Origin of the sequence: Herminiimonas sp. Marseille-P9896 (assembly GCF_903993245.1) — a bacterium.
Lineage (GTDB): Bacteria > Pseudomonadota > Gammaproteobacteria > Burkholderiales > Burkholderiaceae_D > Oxalicibacterium > Oxalicibacterium contaminans.
The window spans coordinates 204,436-229,875 of sequence record NZ_CAJEVT010000002.1; the positions used below are offsets into that span (position 1 = coordinate 204,436).

General features: G+C 53.7%; 19 protein-coding genes and 2 riboswitches. Of the genes, 14 read left to right on the plus strand and 5 right to left on the minus strand.

Going from position 1 to position 25,440, the window contains the following annotated elements; genetic code table 11:
• Positions 1–7 precede the first annotated feature (7 nt).
• Positions 8–1,387: a TAXI family TRAP transporter solute-binding subunit gene (locus tag H7U06_RS06545; RefSeq protein ID WP_175625378.1), complete on the plus strand. Its 1,380-nt coding sequence runs from the start codon at positions 8–10 to the stop codon at positions 1,385–1,387.
• Here H7U06_RS06545 and H7U06_RS06550 read toward each other — a convergent pair.
• Positions 1,384–1,848 (minus strand): rhodanese-like domain-containing protein, encoded by a 465-nt coding sequence (locus tag H7U06_RS06550; RefSeq protein WP_175625379.1) that lies wholly within the window; start codon positions 1,846–1,848, stop codon positions 1,384–1,386. The two genes, H7U06_RS06545 and H7U06_RS06550, sit on opposite strands and share 4 nt — an antisense overlap.
• Positions 1,849–1,932: 84 nt before the next feature.
• A complete protein-coding gene (nhaA, locus tag H7U06_RS06555; protein ID WP_175625380.1) occupies positions 1,933–3,294 on the minus strand; it encodes a Na+/H+ antiporter NhaA in 1,362 nt (453 codons plus the stop codon).
• Positions 3,295–3,743: 449 nt separating this feature from the next.
• Between nhaA and glnA the strand changes: the two genes are divergently transcribed.
• From glnA to H7U06_RS06590, 8 genes are all read left to right on the plus strand, one after another.
• Complete coding sequence (glnA, locus tag H7U06_RS06560; protein WP_175625381.1) at positions 3,744–5,159, plus strand: type I glutamate--ammonia ligase; 1,416 nt, start codon at positions 3,744–3,746, stop codon at positions 5,157–5,159.
• 162 nt (positions 5,160–5,321) lie between these two features.
• The gene (locus tag H7U06_RS06565) at positions 5,322–5,801 is read left to right on the plus strand and encodes a DUF4124 domain-containing protein (protein ID WP_175625382.1); all 480 of its coding nucleotides are present in this window, start codon (positions 5,322–5,324) and stop codon (positions 5,799–5,801) included.
• A gap of 61 nt (positions 5,802–5,862) precedes the next feature.
• Complete coding sequence (gene glnL, locus H7U06_RS06570) at positions 5,863–6,936, plus strand: nitrogen regulation protein NR(II) (protein ID WP_175625383.1); 1,074 nt, start codon at positions 5,863–5,865, stop codon at positions 6,934–6,936.
• Between the two features lie 62 nt (positions 6,937–6,998).
• Positions 6,999–8,519, plus strand: a complete 1,521-nt coding sequence (gene ntrC / locus H7U06_RS06575) for a nitrogen regulation protein NR(I) (RefSeq protein WP_175625384.1) — start codon at positions 6,999–7,001, stop codon at positions 8,517–8,519.
• A 405-nt stretch (positions 8,520–8,924) separates the two neighbouring features.
• Positions 8,925–9,986 (plus strand): hypothetical protein, encoded by a 1,062-nt coding sequence (locus H7U06_RS16370; protein WP_368492555.1) that lies wholly within the window; start codon positions 8,925–8,927, stop codon positions 9,984–9,986.
• Between the two features lie 27 nt (positions 9,987–10,013).
• Entirely contained in the window at positions 10,014–10,613 is a 600-nt protein-coding gene (locus H7U06_RS16375; RefSeq protein ID WP_368492556.1) for a hypothetical protein, read from the plus strand.
• Between the two features lie 120 nt (positions 10,614–10,733).
• Positions 10,734–12,422, plus strand: a complete 1,689-nt coding sequence (gene aspT / locus H7U06_RS06585; RefSeq protein ID WP_175625385.1) for an aspartate-alanine antiporter — start codon at positions 10,734–10,736, stop codon at positions 12,420–12,422.
• A gap of 74 nt (positions 12,423–12,496) precedes the next feature.
• Complete coding sequence (locus H7U06_RS06590; protein ID WP_175625386.1) at positions 12,497–14,155, plus strand: bifunctional aspartate transaminase/aspartate 4-decarboxylase; 1,659 nt, start codon at positions 12,497–12,499, stop codon at positions 14,153–14,155.
• Between the two features lie 68 nt (positions 14,156–14,223).
• On the opposite strand, the gene H7U06_RS06595 is transcribed toward H7U06_RS06590, so the two are convergent.
• On the minus strand, positions 14,224–16,065 hold the full coding sequence (locus tag H7U06_RS06595; RefSeq protein WP_175625387.1) for a chemotaxis protein CheA: 1,842 nt from the start codon (positions 16,063–16,065) through the stop codon (positions 14,224–14,226).
• Positions 16,065–16,859, minus strand: a complete 795-nt coding sequence (locus H7U06_RS06600) for a protein phosphatase CheZ (protein ID WP_175625388.1) — start codon at positions 16,857–16,859, stop codon at positions 16,065–16,067. Before H7U06_RS06600 ends, H7U06_RS06595 begins: the two co-directional genes overlap by 1 nt.
• 533 nt (positions 16,860–17,392) lie before the next feature.
• On the opposite strand from H7U06_RS06600, the gene cobT reads away from it, so the two are divergent.
• The 3 genes from cobT to H7U06_RS06615 are packed head-to-tail and all read left to right on the plus strand — an operon-like array spanning position 17,393 to position 19,829.
• Positions 17,393–18,430: a nicotinate-nucleotide--dimethylbenzimidazole phosphoribosyltransferase gene (gene cobT, locus H7U06_RS06605; protein ID WP_175625389.1), complete on the plus strand. Its 1,038-nt coding sequence runs from the start codon at positions 17,393–17,395 to the stop codon at positions 18,428–18,430.
• Positions 18,431–18,453: 23 nt separating this feature from the next.
• Positions 18,454–19,266 carry an adenosylcobinamide-GDP ribazoletransferase gene (locus H7U06_RS06610; protein ID WP_175625390.1) on the plus strand — a complete coding sequence of 271 codons (813 nt, stop codon included), beginning with the start codon at positions 18,454–18,456 and terminating at the stop codon, positions 19,264–19,266.
• 8 nt (positions 19,267–19,274) lie between these two features.
• Positions 19,275–19,829: a histidine phosphatase family protein gene (locus tag H7U06_RS06615; RefSeq protein ID WP_175625391.1), complete on the plus strand. Its 555-nt coding sequence runs from the start codon at positions 19,275–19,277 to the stop codon at positions 19,827–19,829.
• A gap of 8 nt (positions 19,830–19,837) precedes the next feature.
• Here the strand turns inward: H7U06_RS06615 and H7U06_RS06620 are convergent, their stop codons facing one another.
• On the minus strand, positions 19,838–20,629 hold the full coding sequence (locus H7U06_RS06620; RefSeq protein ID WP_175625392.1) for a hypothetical protein: 792 nt from the start codon (positions 20,627–20,629) through the stop codon (positions 19,838–19,840).
• A gap of 134 nt (positions 20,630–20,763) precedes the next feature.
• Positions 20,764–20,999, plus strand: a riboswitch (cobalamin riboswitch).
• A gap of 79 nt (positions 21,000–21,078) precedes the next feature.
• Between H7U06_RS06620 and H7U06_RS06625 the strand changes: the two genes are divergently transcribed.
• Together H7U06_RS06625 and H7U06_RS06630 are read left to right on the plus strand one after the other, a co-directional pair.
• Positions 21,079–23,043: a TonB-dependent receptor gene (locus H7U06_RS06625; protein ID WP_175625393.1), complete on the plus strand. Its 1,965-nt coding sequence runs from the start codon at positions 21,079–21,081 to the stop codon at positions 23,041–23,043.
• Positions 23,044–23,188: 145 nt separating this feature from the next.
• Positions 23,189–23,403, plus strand: a riboswitch (cobalamin riboswitch).
• Positions 23,404–23,550: 147 nt separating this feature from the next.
• Positions 23,551–25,437, plus strand: a complete 1,887-nt coding sequence (locus H7U06_RS06630; RefSeq protein ID WP_175625394.1) for a TonB-dependent receptor domain-containing protein — start codon at positions 23,551–23,553, stop codon at positions 25,435–25,437.
• The last annotated feature ends 3 nt before the right edge of the window (positions 25,438–25,440 follow it).

Consider the following 25,440-nt stretch of genomic DNA (forward strand, 5'->3'; position numbering starts at 1 on the left):
GGACGCCATGCCTAAAATTTTCAAATTCACCCAGTTTTCCCTGCGCGATTTAATCGTCACGGCCGGACCGATGACGGTGCTCGTGATTGCACTTTGCTACGTCGCTTACAGGCTGGTTGATCCGTCACCACCGCGGCAGGTAACGCTGGCGACCGGGCAGGAAAACAGTGCGTACGAAGAATTCGGCAAAAAGTATGCGGCGGCACTCGCCAAGTTCGGCATCAAGGTAACGTTGGTACGCTCGCAGGGTTCGCAGGAAAACCTGCAGCGTTTGCTGGATCCGGATTCGGGTGTGGACATCGCCTTCGTACAAAGTGGGTCCATCGATCAGCAGGCAGCGAAAGATGCAGGCCTGGTTTCACTGGGTAGTTTATTCACCGAACCGGTGTGGTTGTTTTATCGCGAGAGCAAGAAGCTGACGCAACTGACACAGCTGAAGGGTATGCGCGTAAACGTCGGGCCGGAAGGCACAGGTGTGCCTAAGCTATTCAAAAATATTTTGTCCGTCAACGGACTGGAGCCGAGTGACGTCAAAATCAAGCAACTGGAAAATACGCCAGCCACGGTTGAACTGCTGGAAGGGCGCATCGACGCATTGGTCTTCAGTTCGGCGCCAGATGCCTTGCTGATACAGATGCTGTTGCAGACGCCCGGTATCAAGCTGTTTGACTTCACACAGGCGGAAGCATACTCACGTCGTTTCCCATCACTCACGCACGTGGTGCTGCCGCGCGGCATCGTTGATCTCGGACGTGATTTGCCACCGAAAAATTACCATCTGATCGCACCGACTGCGACCCTGGTTGCACGTGAAGATTTGCATCCGGCCTTGATCGATTTATTCGTGCAGGCTGCGGGGACGATACATGGTGGTGCGGGCTGGTTCCGCAAACAGGGTGAGTTCCCGAATGCGAGTTACACCGAAATTCCAGTCATACCTGAAGCAGAGAAATTCTACAAAGACGGGCCGCCATTCCTGCAACGTTATATGTCGTTCTGGCTGGCGAATTTCTTTGAACGCATGTGGGTCGTGATCGTCGCGCTCGGTGCCTTGATCCTGCCGTTGTCGCGTATCGTGCCGCCGTTGTATGTGTGGAAAGTGCGTTCACGCGTGTATCGCTGGTACGGGCAGCTACGTACGGTAGAGCAGGTGATAGAAGACGTGCCACCGGCGAAACGCAATACGGTTTATCCGGCGCAGTTGAAACGCCTGGCGGAAATCGAAGAGAAGGTGAACCAGATTTCGATACCGCTTTCATTTGCGGATGAGTTGTATCGCTTGCGCAGCAATATCAATCTGGTGCGCAAGCGTATCTTATGGTTGTCGGAAGCAAAAGCTGAAGTGCCTGCTGGAACGCAGGACGCAACGAAACCCGCTTCGGCTTAAGCGCCGACCCAGGGCAGGCCGGCCTTGCACCAGCCATTTACATTCTTGCGATGGCCGTCGGCATCTTTCTCACCTTCAAAACCTTCGAGGATATCGAAGGAATGTACGTAGCCATTTTCAGTCGCCAGTTTGGCGGCATGACGTGAACGCACCGCACCACGGCACAGGAACAGCAGGGTGGTATTTTTATCTGCGGCCTGTGCCAGCTGCGACAGGAATTCAGGATTAGGCGCGCCGCCCGGATACAGCGTCCATTGCACCGCCAGGTGTTGCTCAGGTGCGATGCCGACACGGCCTATCCAGTCGCGTTCTGCGTTGGTACGCACATCGACCAACTTCACATTCGGATCACTTTGCAATAAGGCATACGCTTCCTGCGGCGTCAGTGCGCCAGCATAAGGAAGAGCGTTGTCTTTGCCACGCTGCTGCGCGGTGGCGAGTATGTCTGCGGACTTCGTCATGTTGATCTGTTCTTTCCGTTTGGTATATGGATACAGGCGCTAGCTATATGCGGCCTTGTTTCGCAGTATAAAGTTCTCTTGCGTTCAAGTCACATCAGGCTGCTTGCGTCGGGCCTGGATAAAGCCCCACGCCAGTCCGATTACTGCAGCGCTCAATGAAGCAAGCAGGATACCTAATTTTGCCGCACCCAGCAGGTTGGGATCAGTGAAGGCCAGTGTCGCGATAAAGATAGACATGGTGAAGCCTATGCCTGCCAGCAAGCCGACCAGACAGACGCCGCTCCAGGTCACGCCCGGTGGCAATGCACACCAACCCATGCGTACCATCAACACGCTGGCAGCGATGATGCCTAGCGGCTTGCCGACGACCAGCGCGATCAGCACGCCCAGCATCACGATCATCGAACCGTTGGCAGAGAGGTCTATGCCATCCAGCGAAACACCCGCGTTGGCCAGTGCAAACAACGGCATGATGCCGAAGGCGACATAAGGATGCAGCGCCATCTGTACGCGGCTGACAGGTGGCAACAAGGTGAGCTGTGCGTGCTTCAGTTGCTTCAGGGGCTGAGCCAGGTGATGTGGGTCAGGTTTATCGTCCGCAGTGTGGTGCAGCAAATCCTTAAGCGCCTTGCCCGCCACTTCCAGCGGATGTGCGCGGGTGCGTGGTGCAAAGACAGGCGTCATCAGGCCGAGTACCACACCGGCCAGTGTCGGATGCGCGCCGGTTTGCAATAAGCCCAGCCACAGTACGATGCCGGGCAGCACATAAGGGTAAGCGGAGACGACACCGATGCGCTGCATGCCCAGCACCATCAGGATGCCGAGTGCGGCAATGATGAAGCCACTGTAATCCATGCCGCCGGAATAAAAGATCGCGATGATGAGGACGGCGACGATGTCGTCGATGATGGCCAGCGCCAGCAGGAAGACACGGACGTTGGATGGGATAGAGCGTCCCAGCAAGGCCAGTACACCTACCGCAAAGGCGATATCAGTTGCAGTCGGTACCGCCCAGCCATGTGCTTGTTCACCACTGGGGTTGAACGCGAAGTAAATCAGCGCAGGTGCCACTACGCCACCGACCGCAGCCGCCAGCGGCAATGCTGCCAGGCGTATGCTGGCAAGTGCTCCTTCATGGATTTCGCGGCGGATTTCCATGCCGACCACGAGGAAGAAGATGGTCATCAAGCCATCGTTGATCAGGAAGTGCAGCGATTCCGAGATGCTCCAGCTGCCAACCGAGAAGGCAACCGTCGTATGCCAGAAGTGGTGGTAGCCATCGGCATACGGTGAATTGGCCCAGATCAGTGCCGCCGCTGCTGCGAGCAACAGGACCACGCCACTGAAGGCTTCGATATGCAGGAATTTTTCTAAAGTGGAGAAAGCGCGTTCGGCAAGAAGTTGCGCGCGCGGCAGGGTCGAGCCAGTTGACGTCGTTGGAGTCATGTTCGTAAGTATCCCCGCGTGGCGGCCCGACCGACGCGTTACCTGTCCGCTGCGATATGCAGCGCAAACACCCTGAGGCAGATTTTACACTAGCCGATGACGGCAGGCAATTTGAACCGGATCGGGAAAAGTCAGATTGACATCATTTCGCACCAACTTGGCGCGGAAATGAGGGTTAACTCCAAAAACGATTTATTTTGGTGCAAATTGCCTTGTTTGCACATGTTTGGTGCATCAAATTCGAGCTCCTTTGATGCAGAAAAATCGCCATGTGGCATCTATCCCCTAGGGCGCTCCGTTGCAGTGCGGTTGCGCGAATTTTTGAAAGGCGGTGGCATGGAATCTGCTATCATTTCGGGCGAGTTATGGACGCATGCTGTTTGTTGACGCAGGCCTCACAACCCATTCACTAATTCTGTATTACTTTGCTCAAATTTTAGGAGATTCGCATGGCAATGACGGCCGCAGAGGTCTTGAAGATGGCGAAAGACAACGAAGTTAAATTCGTTGATTTTCGTTTTGCTGACACAAGAGGCAAGGAACAGCACGTCACGGTGCCAGTTTCGCATTTCGACATGGATAAATTTGAATCCGGTCATGCGTTCGACGGTTCCTCCATCGCTGGCTGGAAAGGTATCGAATCGTCCGACATGTTGTTGATGCCGGATCCGAACACCGCAAATATCGATCCATTCTTCGAAGAAACCACTTTGTTCATGCAATGCGACGTGATCGAACCGTCGGATGGCAAAGGCTACGATCGTGACCCACGTTCGATCGCCAAGCGCGCAGAAGCTTATTTGAAATCCTCGGGCCTGGGCGACACCGCTTACTTCGGTCCAGAACCAGAATTCTTCATTTTCGACGGTATCCGTTGGAAAATCGGCATGGACGGTTGCTTCGTCAAGATTGATTCGGAAGAAGCAGCATGGAGCTCCGGCGAGAAGCTCGAAGGCGGCAACACCGGTCACCGTCCAGCGGTTAAAGGCGGCTACTTCCCAGTGCCACCAGTCGACAGCTTCCAGGACATGCGTTCGGAAATGTCCCTGATTCTCGAATCCCTGGGCATCCCTGTCGAAGTACATCACCACGAAGTTGCTGGTCCTGGCCAAAACGAACTGGGCACCAAATTCTCGACTCTGGTTGAGCGCGCTGACTGGACACAAAACCTGAAATACGTGGTCTGGAACGTTGCACACACCTACGGCAAAACCGCAACCTTCATGCCTAAACCTATCGTTGGCGACAACGGTTCTGGTATGCACGTGCACCAATCGGTATGGAAAGACGGTAAAAACCTGTTCGCTGGCGACGGCTATGCAGGCTTGTCGGATTTCGCGTTGTACTACATCGGCGGCATCATCAAACATGCTAAAGCACTGAACGCGATCACCAACCCAGGTACCAACTCGTACAAACGTCTGGTTCCAGGCTTTGAAGCACCGGTTAAACTGGCTTACTCGGCACGTAACCGTTCCGCTTCGATCCGTATTCCACACGTTGCGAACCCTAAAGGTCGCCGTGTTGAAGCACGTTTCCCGGATCCACTGGCTAACCCATACCTGTGCTTCTCGGCATTGCTGATGGCAGGTCTGGACGGCGTACAGAACAAGATCCACCCAGGCGAAGCAGCCTCGAAAGACTTGTACCACTTGCCACCAGAAGAAGACGCACTGATCCCAACCGTTTGCGTATCGTTGGAAGAAGCGCTGGATCACCTGAACAAAGACCGCGAGTTCCTGACCCGTGGCGGCGTATTCAGCGATTCGATGATCGATGCTTACATTGAATTGAAAATGCAAGAAGTTCAACGCTTCCGCATGACTGCTCACCCAGTCGAATACGATATGTACTACTCGCTGTAATCAATCTCTGATTGTTACCGCAAGATGAAAAGCGGGGAGAGCGTAAGCTTTCTCCGCTTTTTTTGTTGCTGGCAGGCAGAAAATAGAACATCAGTGTTTGTCAGACTATGATTGTTGCCATACACTAAGTATCCGATTTAACAGTTTCACCGAAACAAGTCCATGAAACGTCAACTCGCTATCCTGCTGCTGTCTACCCTCGCTATTTCCGCGTATGCGCAAAATGATGTCTATCTGTGCATAGACGCCAATGGCAACCGTGAATACAAGAATACCGGTCCTACCAATAAGTGCAAAAAGGTAGACCTGCCGGGCGTGACCACTGTGCCAGCCGTGAAGAAACCGGCGACGCCGACGGTGAGCGCCAAGGCTTCCTCACCCAGCGATTTCCCCAAGGTAGACAATACCGTGCAGAAGGCGCGCGACAGTGATCGCCGCCAGATCCTGATGGATGAAATGAAAACGGAAGAGCAAAAGCTCGCCGACATCCGGCGCGAATACAATAATGGTGAACCGGAACGCCGTGGTGACGAGCGTAACTATGCCAAATACCAGGAACGTACGGCGACGCTGAAGGATGATCTGGCGCGTTCCGAAAAGAATGTCGAAGCATTAAAACGCGAACTCAATAACTTGAAGTAACATCGGTATGATGTTTGCTTGAATCAGGCCGCGTATAGCGGCCTTTCTTTTTTGGATTCCTGTGAAAAAAAACATAATTGCTTTAGATGGTCTGGATTTGCTGGCTTCGGCAGTGCTGGTACTGCGTCCGGACGGCGATATCGCCTATGCCAATCCTGCCGCTGAAATTTTGCTGGAGAGTTCCAGCAAGGCACTGACCAACCATAAGCTCAATGAGCTTTTCATCAATTGCGAGGAGCTGGAACAGGTATTCCAGGAAGCACTCGAGCATCAATTCGCCGACAAGCGGCTGGACCTGGTGCTGGAGCGCCTAGGTCGTGATCCTTTGCAGGTCCATGTGGTGGTATCGGCGCTGGATAGCGCAGATACGCCGGTCCTGATCGAGCTGCGCGAGAATGTGCAGCAACTGAAGCTGGACCGGGAAGAGCGCCTGATCGACCAAAGCCAGGCGAATAAGGAGTTGATTCGCAACCTGGCGCATGAAATCAAGAATCCGCTGGGCGGCATACGTGGTGCGGCACAACTGCTGGAATTGGAGTTGCCGGAGCGGCATCTGAAAGAATTCCGCGAGTACACGCAGGTCATCATCAAGGAGGCTGATCGCCTGCAAACACTTGTTGACCGTCTGCTGGCACCGCATCGCAGCCCGCATATCGTCGGTGATGTGAACATCCATGAAGTATGTGAACGGGTGCGCAGCCTGATAGTCTCTGAGTTTCCGAATGGCCTGAAGATCAAACGCGACTATGATTTGTCCGTACCTGAGTTCCGTGGCGACAAGGAACAGCTGATACAGGCAGTATTGAATATTGCACACAATGCGGCCCAGGTGCTGTCCGCCCGTATGAAAACCGGCGATGCCGAGCTCACTTTGCGTACCCGTATCGCGCGTCAGGTGACGCTGGCCAAGGTGCGATACCGGCTGGCATTAGACTTGCATATCATCGATAACGGACCGGGCATCCCGCCTGACATCCGCGATCGTATTTTTTATCCTTTGGTCTCAGGTAGGGATGGCGGTAGTGGATTGGGCTTGACGCTGGCTCAGACATTCGTACAGCAACACATGGGTTTGATCGAATGCGAGAGTCGGCCGGGATGCACGGATTTCAGAATTTTGATTCCATTGCCATGAGCAGTTTGAGCCTGGCGACGAATCTATAAACCTAGCCACATGACGCGGGACACTATAAATATATGAAGCCAATCTGGATTGTTGATGACGACGAGTCTATCCGCTGGGTCCTTGAAAAAGCACTGGCGCGAGAAAATCTTGCCACCAAGAGTTTTTCCAATGCGCGGGATGCACTGGAGGCTTTAAAAACCGGTGCACCGCAAGTTCTGGTTTCCGATATCCGCATGCCGGGTGAATCCGGCCTTGAATTACTGCAGGCAGTCAAAGCCAAGCATCCGGGTTTGCCTGTCATCATCATCACCGCTTTCTCGGATCTGGATTCGGCTGTGGCGGCGTTCCAGGGCGGCGCGTTTGAATACCTGGCCAAACCTTTTGATATTGATCACGCAGTCGGCCTGATCCGTCGCGCGTTGGAAGAAAGCCTGCGCGAAACCAGCGTCGAACAAGTCTCGGCCGAAACCCCTGAAATCCTTGGCCAGGCGCCAGCGATGCAGGATGTATTCCGCGCGATCGGACGTTTGTCGCAATCGAACGTCACGGTGCTGATCACCGGTGAATCCGGTTCTGGTAAAGAGTTGGTCGCACGTGCCTTGCATAAACACAGCCCGCGCGCATCGCAACCTTTCATCGCATTGAATACAGCCGCGATCCCGAAAGACTTGCTGGAATCAGAATTGTTCGGTCATGAGCGCGGTGCCTTTACCGGTGCGCAAGCGACGCGTCGTGGTCGTTTCGAACAAGCGGAAAACGGCACGCTTTTCCTCGATGAAATCGGCGATATGCCATTCGACCTGCAAACACGTTTGTTGCGCGTGCTGTCCGATGGACACTTCTATCGCGTCGGTGGCCATCAGCCACTGAAAGCGAATGTGCGTGTGATCGCGGCGACCCATCAGAATTTGGAGCATCGTGTACGCGAAGGTTTGTTCCGCGAAGACTTGTACCATCGCCTGAACGTCATACGCCTGCGTTTGCCTAGCTTGCGTGAACGTCGTGAAGACATCCCTATTCTGACACGTCACTTTTTGCAGCAGAGCGCGAAGCAGCTCGGCGTTGAAGTGAAGCGGATGTCGGATAGTGCGATGCAATTCCTCAGCAGCCTCGAGTTGCCGGGTAACGTACGTCAACTGGAAAACCTGTGTAACTGGATCACCGTAATGGCGCCGGGCCAGACGGTGGAAGCCAAGGACTTGCCGCATGAGCTGACTGAAGGACAGGCGTTTGCGGGCGGTGCTGCCAACACCTTTGCAGGCACGCCACCAGCAGCACATAGCTATGCGACGACAGAGGACGCCGGTGGTTCCAATGGTGTGGCACCGGTCACGTCATATGCGGTCAGTGCACCGGCAGAAGCAGGTAACTGGATTAGCTTGCTGGAAGCGGAAGCGGCGGCATTGCTGGCTGCAGGCCAGCCGGAAGTGATGGATGCCCTGGGTCGTCAGTTTGAATCGACATTGATCAAGACTGCACTCAAGCATACGCATGGTCGCAAGAACGATGCCGCTGTGCGTCTGGGGATAGGACGCAATACGATCACACGTAAAATCCATGAGTTGGGTATCGATGGCGCGAAGGACGATTAACCAACTCGGCATCTAAGACGAAATGCGTATTGCGGCCGGATTTGAAGTCTGCTAACCGGGAGCAATATTCAGGCGATATAAGCTGGCGCATCAGGGAGAGACGGGCTACCGCACAGGTAGCCCGTTTTTTTTGTATGAAAGATGTGCGACATCAGTTTACAGGTGCAATTTACGTTCAGCTGGGCAATATGGTAGGCTTGCCAGAATTAATTCCTGATGTCCGCAGTATCTTGATGTATATAACGAGTGCATTCACATGTGAATACGCAAACAGTCGGTGAGTTTGCGCACCGTTAGCAGTGCAGTATTAAGTGCAGCTTTCTATTGATAAAGACAGGGCGCGAAAGAAGTAGCCGGATGGTTGGCTACTTTGTGTAAGCCCTGCGAATTTGAAAGAATTGGCTTATGCTCGGCTCGATCACTGATCTCTTGCGCCAGGTGCCGGAAATCGCCTTATTCCTTTCGCTCGCGATAGGCTATGCGATAGGACAAATCAAGTTTGGCCCGATACAGCTCGGCGGTGTCTGCGGTACATTGATTACGGCACTCTTCATCGGACAACTGGGCGTTACGCTGGATGCCAGTGTCAAAAATGTGTTCTTCATGTTGTTCATCTTCGCCCTTGGTTATGCCGGTGGCGCGCAATTTTTCTCCAATCTGAACCTCAAAGGCTTGCGCCTGGGTTTGCTATGCCTGATCGAAGTCGTCGTGGTACTGGCGCTGGTGATGGTCGCAACTAAAGTCATGAAGCTTGATGCAGGTACTGCGGCTGGCCTGATGGCAGGTGCGGCGACTGAATCTGCGGTGGTTGGTACTGCGACCGATGCGATATCCAAACTTGCTTTGCCCGCGGCAGAAATACAGCAATTGCAGGCGAATGTGGTCACCGCGTATTCGATCACTTACATCTTCGGGCTGATCACCATCGTGATCGTGACCAGCCAGATTTTCCCTTTGTTATTGCGTGTCAATTTGCGCGAGGAAGCGGATAAATTGTGGGCGCAGATGGGCGGCAAGGAAGCCGCGCCGGATGAAGTCAATCCGATACGGGAAATGGCTGGACGGGTCTATCAGATAGATGTCGGCGCGGGTCGCAGCATAGAGTCGCTGCATGCATTGTTCTCCGGCCAGGCCAGTGTCGAGCGCGTGGTACGCGCTGGCAGCAAACTGGATGTCACACCCGGGCTCAAGCTACGTCGTGGCGACCGCGTGCTGGTGATAGGACACAGGCGCGCATTGCTGACGGCGAGCAGCATACTGGGGCCGGAGTTTGCCGATACGGATCAACTGAATATGGTGGTGCAAACCGTCGAAGCCATGTTGAAGAATAAGGCACTGGCAGAACGCCAGCTCGGTGAAATCAGTTTGCCGCTCGGTGTCCATGTCTCCGGCATCAAACGCGGTGAGCATGCCTTGCCGCCGTTGCCGCATGTGCAATTGCTGCAAGGTGATGTGCTGCAGTTATAAAGCTCGGCTGATGCCAAGGCGTCAGCGATGGCGGAAGCAGTTGCCATGATAGGGACACGCATAGAGCGTACTGATCGCAGCAATATTGTGTATGCCGGACTCGGCATAGTGCTGGGCGTATTCATCGGCACCTTCAGCCTGAAGCTGGGCGGCATTCCGTTTTCGCTGGGCACCGGTGGTGGTGCCTTGCTGACCGGCCTGGTCTTCGGCTGGTATCAATCCAAACGTCCTAGCCTGATGGGCATACACCCGGATGCATTGTCCTTGCTCAAGGATATCGGCCTGGCCAGTTTCATTGCCTGTGTCGGACTCGCTTCCGGTCCGCAGGCACTGACCCTGATTAAACAATATGGCATTGCGCTGCCTTTGATAGGTGTCGCCATCGCGGTGCTGCCAGCAACGATCTCGCTATTGGTCGGACACTTTATTCTGAAACTGGAGGCGCCGATTTTGCTCGGTGCCATCGCGGGCCAGCAGTGCAGCACGCCAGCCTTGAGTGCGATCCAGAACGCAGCAGGCAATTCCACGCCTTTGCTGGGCTACACGATTACCTATGCTATTTCGAATGTGGTGTTGCCACTGATGGGCCCGTTGATCGTCGGGCTGGTCGGCTATGTGCATCGCTGAGTGAGAGCTGTATGAGTAAACAATAAGTGCAAACAAGCCGACTTGATTTGGCCGAGACGAGTATCCGATACATAACGCAATTTAGGAAACGCAATTTAAATTTTCACAAAGGTGATTGCTATGGAATGGTTACACGAGTTATTTAAAAAATCTCCCGAGATAGCCCTGTTCCTGTCGTTGGCGCTGGGCTATTACATAGGCAAGATCAAGTTTGGCAAGTTTCAGCTGGGCGGCGTTGCCGGTTCGTTGCTGGTGGCGGTCGTCGTGAGCCAGGTGGGGGTGCAGGTCGATCCAGGCGTCAAGGCCGTACTGTTTGCCTTATTCATTTATGCGGTTGGCTATGAAAGCGGACCGCAGTTCTTCAATTCACTGGGCAAGCAATCGATACGTGAAATCATCCTGGCTGCAGTGCTGGCAATTACCGGCCTGATTACAGTTGTTGTCATGGCCAAGCTCTTCGGTCTGGACAAAGGACTGGCTGCAGGTGTGGCTGCGGGCGGGCTGACACAGTCGGCGATTATCGGCACTGCCGGTGATGCGATCGCCAAGCTGGGACTGGCGGCAGAAGAGGTCACGCGACTGCAGGGTAATGTCGCAGTCGGTTATGCGGTGACTTATGTGTTTGGTTCCTTCGGCGCGATTATCGTCTGCGTGAACATCCTGCCCAAGCTGATGGGACGCACCATCAAGGAAGATGCGGTAAAGGCAGAAGCAGCGATGCAAGCCGGTGTGCAAGTGCTGGGACCGGGACAACAGGCGGCTGCACCTGATCTGGTCGGACGGATTTATCAGATTGCGCAAGGTAACAAACAAACTGTGCGTGAAATAGAAACCGCCAATCCGCAAGTTTCCATCACCATCGAACGCATCAAGCGTCAGGGCCAGATCATAGAGGTCACGCCGCAACTGGCACTGGAAACCGGCGACATCGTGCTGGTCGTCGGACGGCGTGAAGCGATGGTCGGCGTCGCCGCACAACTAGGCCGTGAACTGTATGCGGTCGAAGGCATGGAACTCACCATGCAGCGCAAGGAACTCGTACTCACCAATAAGGAATATCACAACAAGACCGTCGGCGAAATCCGCAGCCAGACTTCACACAGCGTCAGTCACGGTATCTATGTGCTGCAAATCACGCGCATGGGTCAGGTCTTGCCTATGCTGCCGGAAACTGTGGTGCAGCTCGGTGACGTGATCACGATCTATGGTTCCGAACAGGATGTGAAACGCATCGCTGCGCTGGTTGGTTATGTGATCGTGCCTAGTGTGAAAACTGACTTCGTGTATATGGGTGCCGGTCTGGTCGTCGGTTTGCTGGTCGGCATGCTGACGGCGAAGATAGGTTCGATTCCATTGACGCTGGGCAGCGGCGGCGGTGCGTTGTTGTCGGGTCTGCTGTTCGGCTGGTACCGCGCCAAGCGTCAAACCTTTGGTGCGATGCCTAGCGGTGCGGTGCAGATCCTGAAAGACCTGGGTCTGGCCGGTTTTGTTGTGGTGGTCGGTTTGTCTTCCGGTCTGCAGGCGGTGCAGACCGTCAAGGAACATGGCTTTACTATCTTTGGTGTCGGTGTCGTGGTGACTATCCTGCCGTTGATCCTGACCATGCTGATCGGCAAGTATGTGCTGCGTTATGACAATACCGCTATCTTCGCTGGCGCACTGAGCGGTTCGCGCAGCGCTAACCCGGCTTTCGGTGAAGTGCTGGACAAGGCCGAAAACTCTATCCCTACCGTTCCTTTCGCTATCACTTATGCGCTGGCGAATGTATTCCTGACTTTGCTTGGGCCGCTGATCGTGGCTTTGGTTTGATCGTTTCTTTCACATTCGGACTGTTTCGAGGCCGCTAACAGAGGGCTTCTCATCTTTGATAAGGAGTAGCGCACATGGACTTCAGTAACCCGGACAAACTCGCATTGTTAAGCCCTTTCGAATTGAAGGATGCACTGATACAGACCGCGAAAAAGAGCAATCAGCACATGTTGAATGCCGGACGTGGCAATCCTAACTTCCTGGCAACCACACCACGTCACGGCTTCTTCCAGTTTGGCTTGTTTGCGATGACGGAAGCAGAACGTTCGTATATTTACATGAAAGATGTGGGCGGCTTTCCGCAACGTGAGGGCATAGAATCGCGTTTTGAAATTTTTGCCAAGCAGCATGCAAAAGTACCAGGCATACGCTTCATAGAAGCCGCCGTCTCGTATGTGCGCGATCAGCTCGGCCTGTCGGCTGGCGATTTCATCTATGAGATGTGTGAAGCCATACTCGGTTGTAATTATCCGGTGCCGGATCGCATGCTGACCCTGAGCGAAAAAATCGTCGGCCAGTACATCCACAAGGAAATGATAGGTACCCATCCGTTTGTCGGTAACTTCGACATGTATGCAGTGGAGGGCGGTACCGCGGCGATGACCTATCTGTTCGCCAGCCTGAAAGCGAATCACCTGATCAAGGAAGGCGATACGATTGCACTGGGTATGCCTATCTTCACGCCGTATATCGAGATTCCGCAGCTCAACGATTACAAGCTGGTGGAAATGACCATCGATGCGCCGCAATCGAATAACTGGCAATTTACCAAGAAGGAACTGGACAAGCTGCTGGATCCGAAAGTCAAAGCCTTCTTCCTCGTCAATCCGAGCAATCCGCCATCGGTCAAGATTGATGACAAGACGCTGGCCTACATCGTCGAGATCGTCAAAAAACGTCCGGACCTGATCATCCTCACCGATGATGTGTACGGCACCTTCGCAGATGACTTCGTGTCGCTGTTTGCCATGTGTCCTTACAACACCATCCTGGTGTATTCCTTCTCCAAATACTTTGGTGCAACCGGCTGGCGTATGGGCGTGGTGGCAACACATGAAAACAATGTGCTGGATGCGAAGATTGCGAAATTGCCGGAATCGCTGCGCAAGGAACTGGATGAGCGCTATCACTCGATCACGACCGAACCACGCAAGCTGAAATTTATCGACAGGCTGGTGGCCGATAGCCGTACTGTGGCGCTGAACCATACAGCTGGTTTGTCGACGCCGGTGCAGGCGCAGATGAGTTTGTTCTCGCTGTTCGCCCTGATGGATGAGGCAGATAGCTACAAGGCCGAGATGAAACGTATCGTCTTGCGCCGCAAGCAGGCGCTGTATCGTGAGCTGGGCCTGCCTATGCAACATGATCCTAACTCGGTGCGCTACTACCATCTGCTGGATCTGGAGTCGCTTTCCGAGCAAATGCACGGTAAGGAATTCTCGCAATGGTTGCTCAAGCGCCTGAAACCGAATGAAGCCTTGTTCCGCCTGGCCGAAGAAACTGGTGTGATCCTGCTACCGGGGCGTGGCTTCGGTACGACGCATCCGTCAGGCCGTGTCTCGCTGGCCAACCTGAATGAATACGACTACGCGAATATCGGTCGTGCCATCCGCAATATGGCGACCGAATTCCATGAAGTATTCCAAGCCGAGAAAGGCAAGGGCAAGCCCAAAGCTGCGGTGAAGGCAGTCAAGACTAGCAGCAAAGCGAAGGCAACGAAGAAGGGGCGTTAGGTCTTAACAGCGCGGCTTAAATAAAAAGGGATGCACATGTGCATCCCTTTTTTTGCGTATCTACTTTATTACGCAGCCAGTCGCGGTGTAGAGCGACAACCATCCAGCAGGAAGGAGAGGCCGACCACCAGCACCAGTTCGCCTTCCGCTGAACGCGCAGTACCGGCAATACCAGGGACGGTAATCGCGGTCATCGGTTTGATGACCAGGTCAGCCGTACCTTCGACCATGCCTACCGATAGTATGTAGGGTTGCGGTGCGGCGATCACGATGCCGACTTTTTCCACACCGACTTCATAGGCGAGGGCACCAGCCAGCGAACGCACCGGCAATGGACGACCCTGGTCACGTAGCACTGGTGCGCCACCGACTTGTTCGAACTCTTCCGGTAATTCGACCACACGCTGTACCACCGCCATCGGCAGTGCCAGCGCCGCATCCGAACTACGGACCAGCATGGTAGGAACGATGGACAGTTCAATCGGCAGGCGGATCGAGAAGCGGGTGCCGGAGCCGAGTACCGAGTCAATCGTGATCGCACCGCGATGCTTCTCAACGGCGGTTTTCACCACGTCCATACCGACGCCACGACCGGACACGCTGTTCGCCACTTCCTTGGTCGAGAAACCCGGCAGGAAGACCAGTTGCAGCATCTCTTCCTGGGTCTGCGCGGCGTTATCCGAGATCAGGCCTTTGGAGATCGCCTTGGCGCGCAGTTGTTGGCCATCCATGCCTTTGCCATCGTCAGACAATTCAATCATGACGCTGCTGGCTTCCTGCCAAGCTTTCAGCAGGATGGTCGATTTCGCAGGCTTGCCGGATTTGGCACGGACTGCTGCTTCTTCGATGCCGTGGTCCAGCGAGTTGCGCAGCATGTGCACCAAAGGATCGTACAGGCTGTCGACCACGACACGGTCGACTTCTGTCTCTGCGCCTTCGATTTGCAACTCGACATCCTTGCCCAGGTCCTTCGCCAGTTCACGTACCAGGCGCGGGAATTTCTGGAACAGCTTGCCGACAGGCTGCATGCGTGTTGCCAGCGTCGCGCGTTGCAATTCGGTGGAGTAACGCGACGCGCGGTTCAGGGTTTCGGCCAGCGCTGCCATCAGGGTGGCAGCATGTCCTTCAACCGGGAACTGCGCCAGTTTTTCCAGCAAGACGCTGGCTTGATTTGCTGCCTGTACCGATTCACCGGCCACTTCGAGCAGGGTATCCAGCTTGACGGCGTCAACACGGATGCTGTCTTCCTTCAGTGCGCCACCTTGTTTGTCGCCACCGCCACGACGGTCTACACCATCCCACGGTTTATTGGCTTCCGCAGGTTTGGCAGCAGCGGCTGCCGGGGCCGCTTCAGCTGTTACTGTCGGTGCAACGCTGGCTACTGTCAGTTCGGGCACAGTACCGGCAGGGACTACCGCGAGGTATAAGGCATTCCAGTCCAGGCCGTCGTCACCGACGGTGCTGACGGCTGTTACGGATGTGACCGCTGCGGCTGCAACTGCTGGAGTGGCAGCGGGGGCTTCGGTTTTGCCTTCAATCGCGCTGGTCAGGATATCTTCCAGCGAGGCAGGCATTGCCGACAGGCTTTCCGGTTGTGCGCCATTGGCCAGTTCATCCAGCTGATCGGCGACAAAGCCGCTGGCTTGCAGCGCTGCTTCGATCGCGATAGGCGTCACTGGGACTTGTCCGGTACGCAGCGCATCGAACAGGTTTTCCGTCAGATGGCAGGCCGAGACCATGGCGGGCAGGTTCATGAAACCGGCACCACCCTTGATGGTGTGGAAGGAGCGGAAAACCGCGTTCAGTGTATTGAGGTCACCTGGATTACGCTCCAGTGTAAGCAGGTGCTCTTCTACATTCGTCGCCAGTTCCAGCGCCTCAACGACGAAATCCTTGAGCATGTCATCCATCAGAACCCCAGATCGGCAAGTAGGCTATCGACATCATCCTGCACCATTGCGATCGTCGGCGCAGATGGACCATTCATGAGTTCGGCCGGTTTGTTTTCCGGATGGGCGGCTTTGACTTCAGCGGGTGCGTTGTCGCGCAGCAGTTGCGCCAGTTCGCTCTCAGCCTTGTGCGTGATGGCGACGATTTTCTTGATCAGTTGGCCGGTGATGTCCTGGAAGTCTTGCGCCATCATGATTTCCAGCAGGCGGGCTTTTTCTGCTTCAGTCACTTCAGTGACCTTGCCTGCAAACTGGCGTGAATCATGGGCCAGTGTCTTGAATTCATCGACGCTGAGCTTGCCGTCAAATAGCTGCGCCCAGCGTGCATCCATATCCTTGGCGCTTTTGGACAGGGCATCCTGTTCTGGCATGCCGACGTCGATCGCGTTCAGGACTTTGTTGGCTGCTTGCTCTGTCAGTGTCGCGACGTATTCGAGGCGGCCTTGGGCGTCGGTGATCTGTGAGGCAACATCAGACAGCGAACGGTCGTAGCCGAGTTCACGCAATGAATCGTGCAGCAGGCGGACGATGCCACCCAGGCGTTCGTACATGGGCTTTTCGCTGCCGTCTTCATCGTTGGTCGCATCAGAAGTCGATGCGATGGCGGCGGCTGGCGCTGCGGCTGCAGGAGCAGAGCTTGGAGCAGGTGTGGCCGGAGCGGCAGGTGCTGCTGCAGCAGGCGCAGCTATCGTTTCCGCTCGCTGCGCAGAAATCTCTTCAAACAATGCATCAAACTCATCTAAATCGCCGCTCATGTAATACCTTTCCCTGTCTGTTATCCATTTATATCGATGCCGGTCGCGATGCGCTCGAATAAGGCGCAGCACCCGTTCGGGGTGCTAAAGACCCGGCAGACTATGGATTTTGGTACGCGCAATTTGCGCGTTGATCCAAGGCAATAATACCCAGATTTGAGAGGGGCGCATAGTAAATCACTCGAAGTTGGCGGCTGTTGGCAACACTTGCAAAATATTGTTACACGACCCGGATTTACATTGTTTTTCTGTAACCGGCTGGTCATGGTCGTCTGTCATGCTAAACGGCCAGGCTGCCTGTCATAGGAAATGGTCGCGGGGCGCTTGCAGCGGATGTGGTTTGACGCAGCGTAAGCACACGCCTACACTGCAAGCACTTTTTACGCGCCCGGCAATTGCGGTATGACCAGCAGGCCTGGGTGCGAGCCAATTATGCTGCAAATTGTTGTCAAGCTATTAGCGTTTCGCGAGCTTGACGCGTTATTCGCCCCTACGCACGCAGTCTGCTGGCACACCCGATTTGTACATCCGACATGACTACACTTGCTTCTACCGAGAACACCGCTTTATCCGCAGCATTGGCGGCGGCCATCAATAACAAAACCAAACCGCTGGGCAGCCTCGGCATGCTGGAGAAGCTGGCGCGCCAGATCGGCCTGATCCAGCAAACCACGCAGCCGCAGATCATAGCTCCGGCGCTGATCGTTTTTGCCGCTGACCACGGCATCGTGGCTGAGAACGTTTCGGCCTACCCGCAGAGCGTGACCTGGCAGATGGTGGAGAACTTCCTGGCAGGCGGCGCAGCGATTAACGTTTTTGCACGGCTGAATCACTGTGCGCTGCATATAGTGGATGCAGGCGTGAACCATGATTTTGGTGCGCGTGATGGTTTGCTCGATCGCAAAGTGGCTTACGGTACACGCAACTTTGCGCAGGAAGCAGCGATGAGCACGGAGCAATGTGCGCAAGCGCTACAGGCCGGGCGCGAGCTGGTGGCTGGAATCAAGGGCAATGTACTCGGCTTCGGTGAAATGGGCATAGGTAACACCACGTCGGCCGCTGCCATCATGCATGCGATGACTAAATTGCCTGCCGCGGAATGCGTAGGCGCGGGTACCGGTCTGGCGCACGAAGGCATATTGCATAAACAAAAGGTGGTGCAGGATGCGGTGGCGCATCATGCCGCCGTCGTTGCGCAAAATGCACCACTGGACATACTTGCTACTTTTGGCGGCTTTGAAATTGCCATGATAGTTGGCGCCATGCTGGCTGCGGCGGAGCGTCGCATGGTCTTGCTGATAGATGGTTTTATCATCACCAGTGCGCTGATGGTGGCTGCACGGATGGAGCCTGCGATCCTCGATTACTGCGTATTTGCGCATTGCTCGGATGAGCACGGACATCGGCAGATGATCAATCACCTCGGCGGTCGTCCGGTATTGCATATGGGTTTGCGCCTGGGTGAGGGCACTGGCAGCGTGCTGGCTTTGCCGATGTTGCATGCAGCCGTCAACTTCCTGCGCGAAATGGCAACTTTTGAATCTGCGGACGTCAGTCAACAAAACGCTTAAAGCTATAAAAATATCAGCACATTATGGAAACAGAGATCGTCCCGCACCGCAGTTTCTCCGCACGTTGCCTGCACCAGTTGCGGCTGTTCTTTGTTGCCTTGCAATTCTTTACGCGCATCCCGGTGCCGCGCTGGGTAGGGTTTGATGCGCAATGGCTGCAACACGCGTCGCGCTACTTTCCTGCGGTCGGCATCGTGGTGGCATTGGTGACTATCGTCGTCTATATCATTGCGTCTTTACTGTGGACGCAGTCTATCGCTGTGCTCTTGTCGACCATCGCCGGGATTTATCTGACCGGTGCATTTCATGAAGATGGTTTTGCTGACACTTGCGACGGCCTGGGTGGTGGCAGTACGCCGGAGCGTGCGCTGGAGATCATGAAGGATTCACGCATAGGCGCTTACGGCGCGATCGGTATCGGTTTAATGCTGGCACTGAAGTGGATGGCACTTTCCAGTTTGCCATCACCGGCGGTGGTGTCCGCCTTGCTGATTGCGCATCCGCTGTCGCGTCTGGCGGCGATCAGCCTGGTGTGGCGCATGGAATACGCAAAAGAAAACGGGAAAGCGAAACCAATTGCGCAAGAGATGTCTAACCAGGAGTTCGGCATCGCTGCCGGTACCACCTTGTTGCCGATTGCATTGCTCTGCCTCACCGGTTTACTCCCTGTATCTGGCGTTGCATGCGGGATATTGTTTGCCGCGCTCGCCGCATTCTGGCTGGCGCGCATGTTCCAGCGCCGTATTGCAGGTTATACCGGAGACACTCTTGGTGCCGTTCAGCAAGTAAGTGAAGTCGCATTTTATCTTGGAGTATTGACCGTCATTACCCATTGAGGAGTGCCATGCATCTCTATCTCGTCCGCCATCCACGCCCCATTGTTGCTGCCAATACTTGCTATGGCCGTACTGATCTGGCTGTTGCCGCGGAAGAGCTGGCCTCGGCACATGCCTCCTTGTTGCCGGTTTTGCCGAAGAATGCACAAGTGTTTTCCAGCCCTTTGCGCCGTTGCATGGATTTATCAGAAAGCCTGGCGCAAACGCTGGGCTGTGCCAAACCGACCTACGATGAGCGGCTGGCCGAAATGCATTTCGGTGATTGGGAAATGCGTACCTGGGACGACATTCCGCGTACCGCTATCGATGCGTGGAGCCAGGATATGGTTGAGTATCAGCCTGGTGGCGGTGAAAGTGTGATGCAAGTCGCGCACCGGGTACGCGCATTCCGTGACGAGCTGACTGAACTGCAAATCGAGCATGCAATTGTGATTTGCCACGCAGGCATCATCCGCTTGCTGGCGGCCTGTGAACATGGTTTGTCGGTGCCGGAAATGGCTTTATATGCGGCGCAGAAGCCACACAAGATACGCTACGGAGAATTACTGGTTGTCGATTGTTAGTCTGATTATTAGCGTGATTGCTGGCGCATCAGCTTCACGACGATATGCAGCACCTGTGCTGCCGCCTGCACCGAAACTACATCACGTCCCCATGGCTTGCGCTCTTTAGGCAGGATACGCAACCAGCTGAAAGCACTTGCTGCACGTCTCACTTCACGCTGTACAGCGACATCATCCTGCAATAAATAATCGAGGTAAGTCTGCGCGATCATTTGCCTGTCCATATGCAGGATGTAGGCGGTTGAATGCAGGTAGAGTAACCAGTCGCGCGCTTGTGCTGCCGCCAGCGGCATCACCTTGCTCGGATCATCTTCAAAATCGATAAAGCTGATCTTGCCTTCATGCGCAATCATATTGCGTGCAAAACATTGGCTGGCAGTCTGGCCGAGGCGATGCAACTCAAGGATAGCCTGCAAGCCGTTCTTCCAGTATTCCTCTGCTTTTTGTGGCTGCTGGCGCAGCAGCTGATCGACTGAATGTGCGCCGAGGAAAGACAGGGCAAACCATTCCGGTGTCACATGCAGCACTTCAGGCACAGACACGCCTGCCGCAGCCAATGCACGCAAACGGGCCACCTCGATTGCCTGTGCTTCACTGCCACCCGGTGCCGGTACTGCGCGCAACATGGGCTGGCCGAGCAGGCGCGCCAGCGTATTCAGTACCGGATAACCCCAGTGCTTGAGCGGTGCTTCCAGTCGCTTGACGATAACCGGAGTGCCATCCAGATCCACCAATTGCGTGCGGTCCTGCTTGCGCGCCAGTTGTGTGGTGATGATTTGCACTTGTTCGGGAGTAAACATGCGTAGGTGTGAGATTGCAGCGAAGCGTGGATTATAGACCAGAGCCTTTGCCGGGTGGCGTTCCGCGTGAGCTGGCCAAAAGTCGTTAATTTGTCGTTAAATTACTGCGAATTTGCTGATAAATGGCCCCAGCCGTACAATGGCGCAGTTTTGGTGCCCGCGGACATGTCCATGTCTGCAGTTAAACGGGAAACACGATGCCTGAGTTCGACGGCAAACGTGTGCTGCCCCCGCAACGGTAAAACAAGCGTCAGTCGAAGTACTTGTTCGGCTGACAGAGCGTCCCTCAAACCACTGTGCTTTGATGCATGGGAAGGCAGGACCTTCAGGCTTGTCAGCCCGGATACCGGCCAGGACAGGTGTAAGCATGCGGATGATCGCGTCCATGCTTGCGTTGAACTCGACCCGCGGGGAGGCAGGTCGGGTGCTATCCATTGAATAAAGTAAACATGAAATCCCTGCCATCACATCGCAGCACCGCTGCATGGAAACCACTCGCGCTGGTTTCTGCACTCGCCACCTTGAGTTTTCCTGCCCTTGCGCAGGTTGAGACCGGACAGAAGCTGACGCCTGTTACTGTTTCGGCTTCGCGCTTTGAAACGACAGAGGCACCTATTGGTGCGACGGTTATTACGGCTGAGCAGATACGTGAAGCTGGTATCAACAATGTCAATGAAGCGATACGCAAAATAGGCGGTGTATATGGTCGCCAGAACTTTAGCGGGACATCGGATTTCTCGTTGGATTTGAGCGGTTTCGGTACCACCAGCGACAACAATATGGTGGTCATGGTCGACGGTATCCGCATATCCGAGAATGAACAATCGCCTACCTTGATGTCTTCTGTTCCTATCGATTCTGTCGAGCGTATCGAGATTGTGCGCAACGGTAGCAGTGTGTTGTACGGCGAAGGTGCAACGGGCGGCACTATTCAGATCATCACCAAACGAGGCAAAACCAATGCTACGCGCGGCTCGGTTTTCGCGGAAGCCGGCAGCTATGGTTATCAAGAAGCAAGAGCTGCGTTATCGAAGGGATGGGATAACTTTGTGTTGGATGCCACTCTGGGCAGTATTCATGCCGACAACTATCGCGCTAATGGCGGCTTGCGGCAGGATACGTTCAGTGGCGGCTTGCAATGGGTGGGCAAGGATGCGCGTTTAGGTTTTCGCGTAGATTCCAGTCGCCAGGATAGTCGTTTTCCGGGGCCACTAACCGCGGCCCAGTATCAAAGCAATCCAAGACAGACGTTTTCCCCTAATGATTACGGTAGTTTTGACGTCGATCGCTATACCTTCTTCGGCGAGAAGAGTTTTGGAAATCTCAAGCTCGCAGCGGATCTTTCGCGCCAGACAAAAAATGTTGAGTTCTTTCAAGGGAGCCTAAACAAGGCGCGTACAGAAACGTCGCAATTTTCGCCAAGATTACGCTACTTAAGCAATGCAGGGTCGGTTTCCAATGAATTAGTTGCCGGTCTGGATTTCACGCATTGGAATCGCGTTTCCGAGGGTTATCCAACTACTGATTCGACACAGAAATCTACTGCGATTTACTTCCGCGATGAAATTAAGAGCGGTAAAGCACGTATAGCATTCGGTGCTCGTCATGAACGATTTGAAAAAAATTCGTTTGATACTGTGACACTGCTTAGCCAATATCAAAATAAAACCTCGGTAAATGCATGGTCGCTTGAAGGTGCATATCAAATACAGCCTTTAGTGAGCGTATTCGCAAAAGCCGGGCGCAGTTATCGCGTGGCGAATGCCGATGACAATAGCTTCACGTTAAATAATAAATTGCTTAAGCCTCAGACATCCAATGATCTGGAGTTAGGAGCTTCGTTTGGTGACGATGCAAAGAAAGTGACCGCACGAGTATTCCAACATAAATTGAAAAACGAAATAATGTTGGATCCGGTCATAGCGAATGCCGGGTCATTTTCTGGTTTCGGGGCGAACGTCAATCTGGATCCAACCAAACGCGAAGGTGTTGAGATTGAAGGTCGTGCTCGCTTGACGCAGGCATTCAGCGTTATTGGTATCTGGCAGTACGTCAATGCGAAGTTTACTGAAGGCCCGTATGCAGGTAATGAGGTGGTTTTGGTTCCTAAAAATACGGCAACCTTACGTCTGAATTGGTTGCCGGGTAACGGGCATACTGCGGATGTGGGCTTGCAATGGGTTGACTCCCAGCGCTATGGCGGTGACTTTTCGAATACGTGCAATTTGACGATTCCGTCGTTTGCCACATTGGATGCCCGTTACGCTGTGCGTGTCGGAGCATGGGAGTTTGCGGTTCGCGGAACAAATCTCACTGATAAAAACTATTTCACAAATGCATACGGCAAATGTGGAGGCGGTATTTATCCGGACACCGGTCGTTCAGTAAGATTCTCGGCACGGATGGATTTCTAAGTAATTTTTACCTCGTGACGTACCTATACCTGCTACCTTGAGAAATTCAGGGGGCAGGTATTTTTTTGCTTGCGTTGATGTTGCACAAATAGAACGCCACACCAGCTAAATCACCCCCAAAGTTGCGGCTCACCCGCATGGGCCTTACAATGACGCCAGTTTTGGTGCTCGCGGACATGTTCATGTCTGCAGTTAAACGGGAAACACGAGGCCTCAGGCTAACGTGTGCTGCCCCCGCAACGGTAATCAAGCGTCACTTTCGATGACAGATCGTCTCTCACACCACTGTGCCATGTGCATGGGAAGGTGAGACGCTCGTGCTTGCTAGCCCGGATACCGGCCAGGACAGGTGGAAATGCCGCGAACGGGGATGTTCGCGACGCGATTCGTTCATGTGCGGCCTGGTGCTGCTTACTGTCTGTTTCGGTCGTTAAATCGGTTCCGGTATTTCTTTTCAATTCAGCCTGCGGGGAGGTGGGCTGGATGCTGTTTCTATGAAAAGTAATCATGAGCTCATCTGTTTTACGGCGCGCCGCTGTGGCGTTCCCGCCGCTGGCTATTGCCTTGTCCGTTTCCGCTGCATTTTCTCCTTTGAGTTTTGCGCAAACTCCAGCTGATCAATCGTTAGCACCTGTTTTGGTAACCGCTGCGCGCACCGCGCAGAAAGCCAGTGATGTGCTGAGTGACAATCTCGTCATCACATCGGAAGAAATCCAACAATCAGGACAGTCGTCGCTGATAGATCTTCTGCAACGCAAGCGTGGCATTGAAATTACGCGCAATGGTGGGGCCGGCACATCTTCGACTGTTTACATGCGAGGCTCATCAGGCAAGCAGGTCATTTTGTTAATCGATGGTGTACGCTCAGCATCTGCAACAAATGGCGAACCTACATGGTCATCCATTCCATTGTCACAAATTGATCGTATTGAAGTGGTATATGGCCCATTAAGCAGTCTGTACGGTGCAGATGCGGTTGGCGGTGTTATTCAGGTATTCACCAAAAAAGGTGCAGGGGCGCCGCATATAACTGCATCAGCTGGTGCTGGCACTTACGGCACGAAAGAGTACACATTGGGTCTTGCAGGTTCTACTGATGGCGATCATAAGCTTCGCTATTCGTTTAATTCTTCCCGAGAAGAGGCCACTGGATTCAATGCTTCGGTGCCAAGCATTGGCAACTCATACAATCCAGATAGAGATGGCTATAAAAAGACTAGCAATAGTGGTCAGGTTTCCTGGGAGCTGGCAAAGGGGCATGAAATTGGCGCGAGCTTTCTGCAAAACAGCAGCAACGCGCAATTTGATGGCGGTACTCGCGGTTACTATGACGCGCGTAACTATGCTGACGTCGGGGTTTATTCCATTTTTTCGCGCAACCAAATTACTTCAAATTGGAGCAGTTTGTTTCAGGTTTCCAAATCTTCTGACAAGCTGCAAAGCTATTCAGCAAAGCCATTGGTAACAATTGAGACATTCAATTCAGAAAGTACTCAGTTCAGCTGGCAAAACGATATCAAGATTGGCACTGATTTGCTGCAGATTATTGCTGAGCATAAAAAAGAAGAAGCAATTACAACTCAGCCAATGAATAAGGAGCGTACAACGAAGTCATTGGCACTTTCTTACCAATTGCAGCGTGGTGCGCATATCGGCAATATCAGCACACGTTATGACGATAACTCTACATATGGCTCCAATGTTACCGGTAGTTTGGGATATGGTTATCGCTTAACTAAAGAGCTGCGAGTCAGTGGTAGTGTCGGCACGAGTTTCCGTGCTCCAACGTTCAACGATCTGTACTTTACCAGTTACGGCAATCCGGACATCAAACCGGAAAAAGGACGAAATGCCGAGGTGGGTCTCTATTATGATGACGGTAAATCTGATTTCAGCATTGCGTATTACCGCAATAAGCTTACCGATATGATTGTGAGTCGTAGCCCTTGCCCACCTGGTATAAGTGGAACCTCCTGTGCTTATAACGTTAATGATGCCTTGTTGACCGGTGTTTCGATGGGGGCTGGTACTCGTGTTGGTGATTTCAGATTGTATAGCTCCTTAGATTTGCAAAATCCAAAGGACGAAACAAAAAATACCGTGTTGGAGCGTCGTGCACGTTATCACGGTACCGTAGGTGTGGACTATGTCGCTCAGAAATTCACCGCAGGCGCTGATGTCAGTTTCAGTGGTTCACGCTTTTCTGACTCCAATAACAAACAGCCACTTGGGGGTTATGCCTTACTTAACCTGAATGCCACTTATAATCTGAGCGATGACTGGCAGTTGTTTGCCCGTTGGAATAATGTCTTCGATAAGAACTATGTATTGATACGTAATTACAATACCCCGGGTTCAAACGGTTTAGTAGGTATTCGCTACGGTTTTAAATAAGCA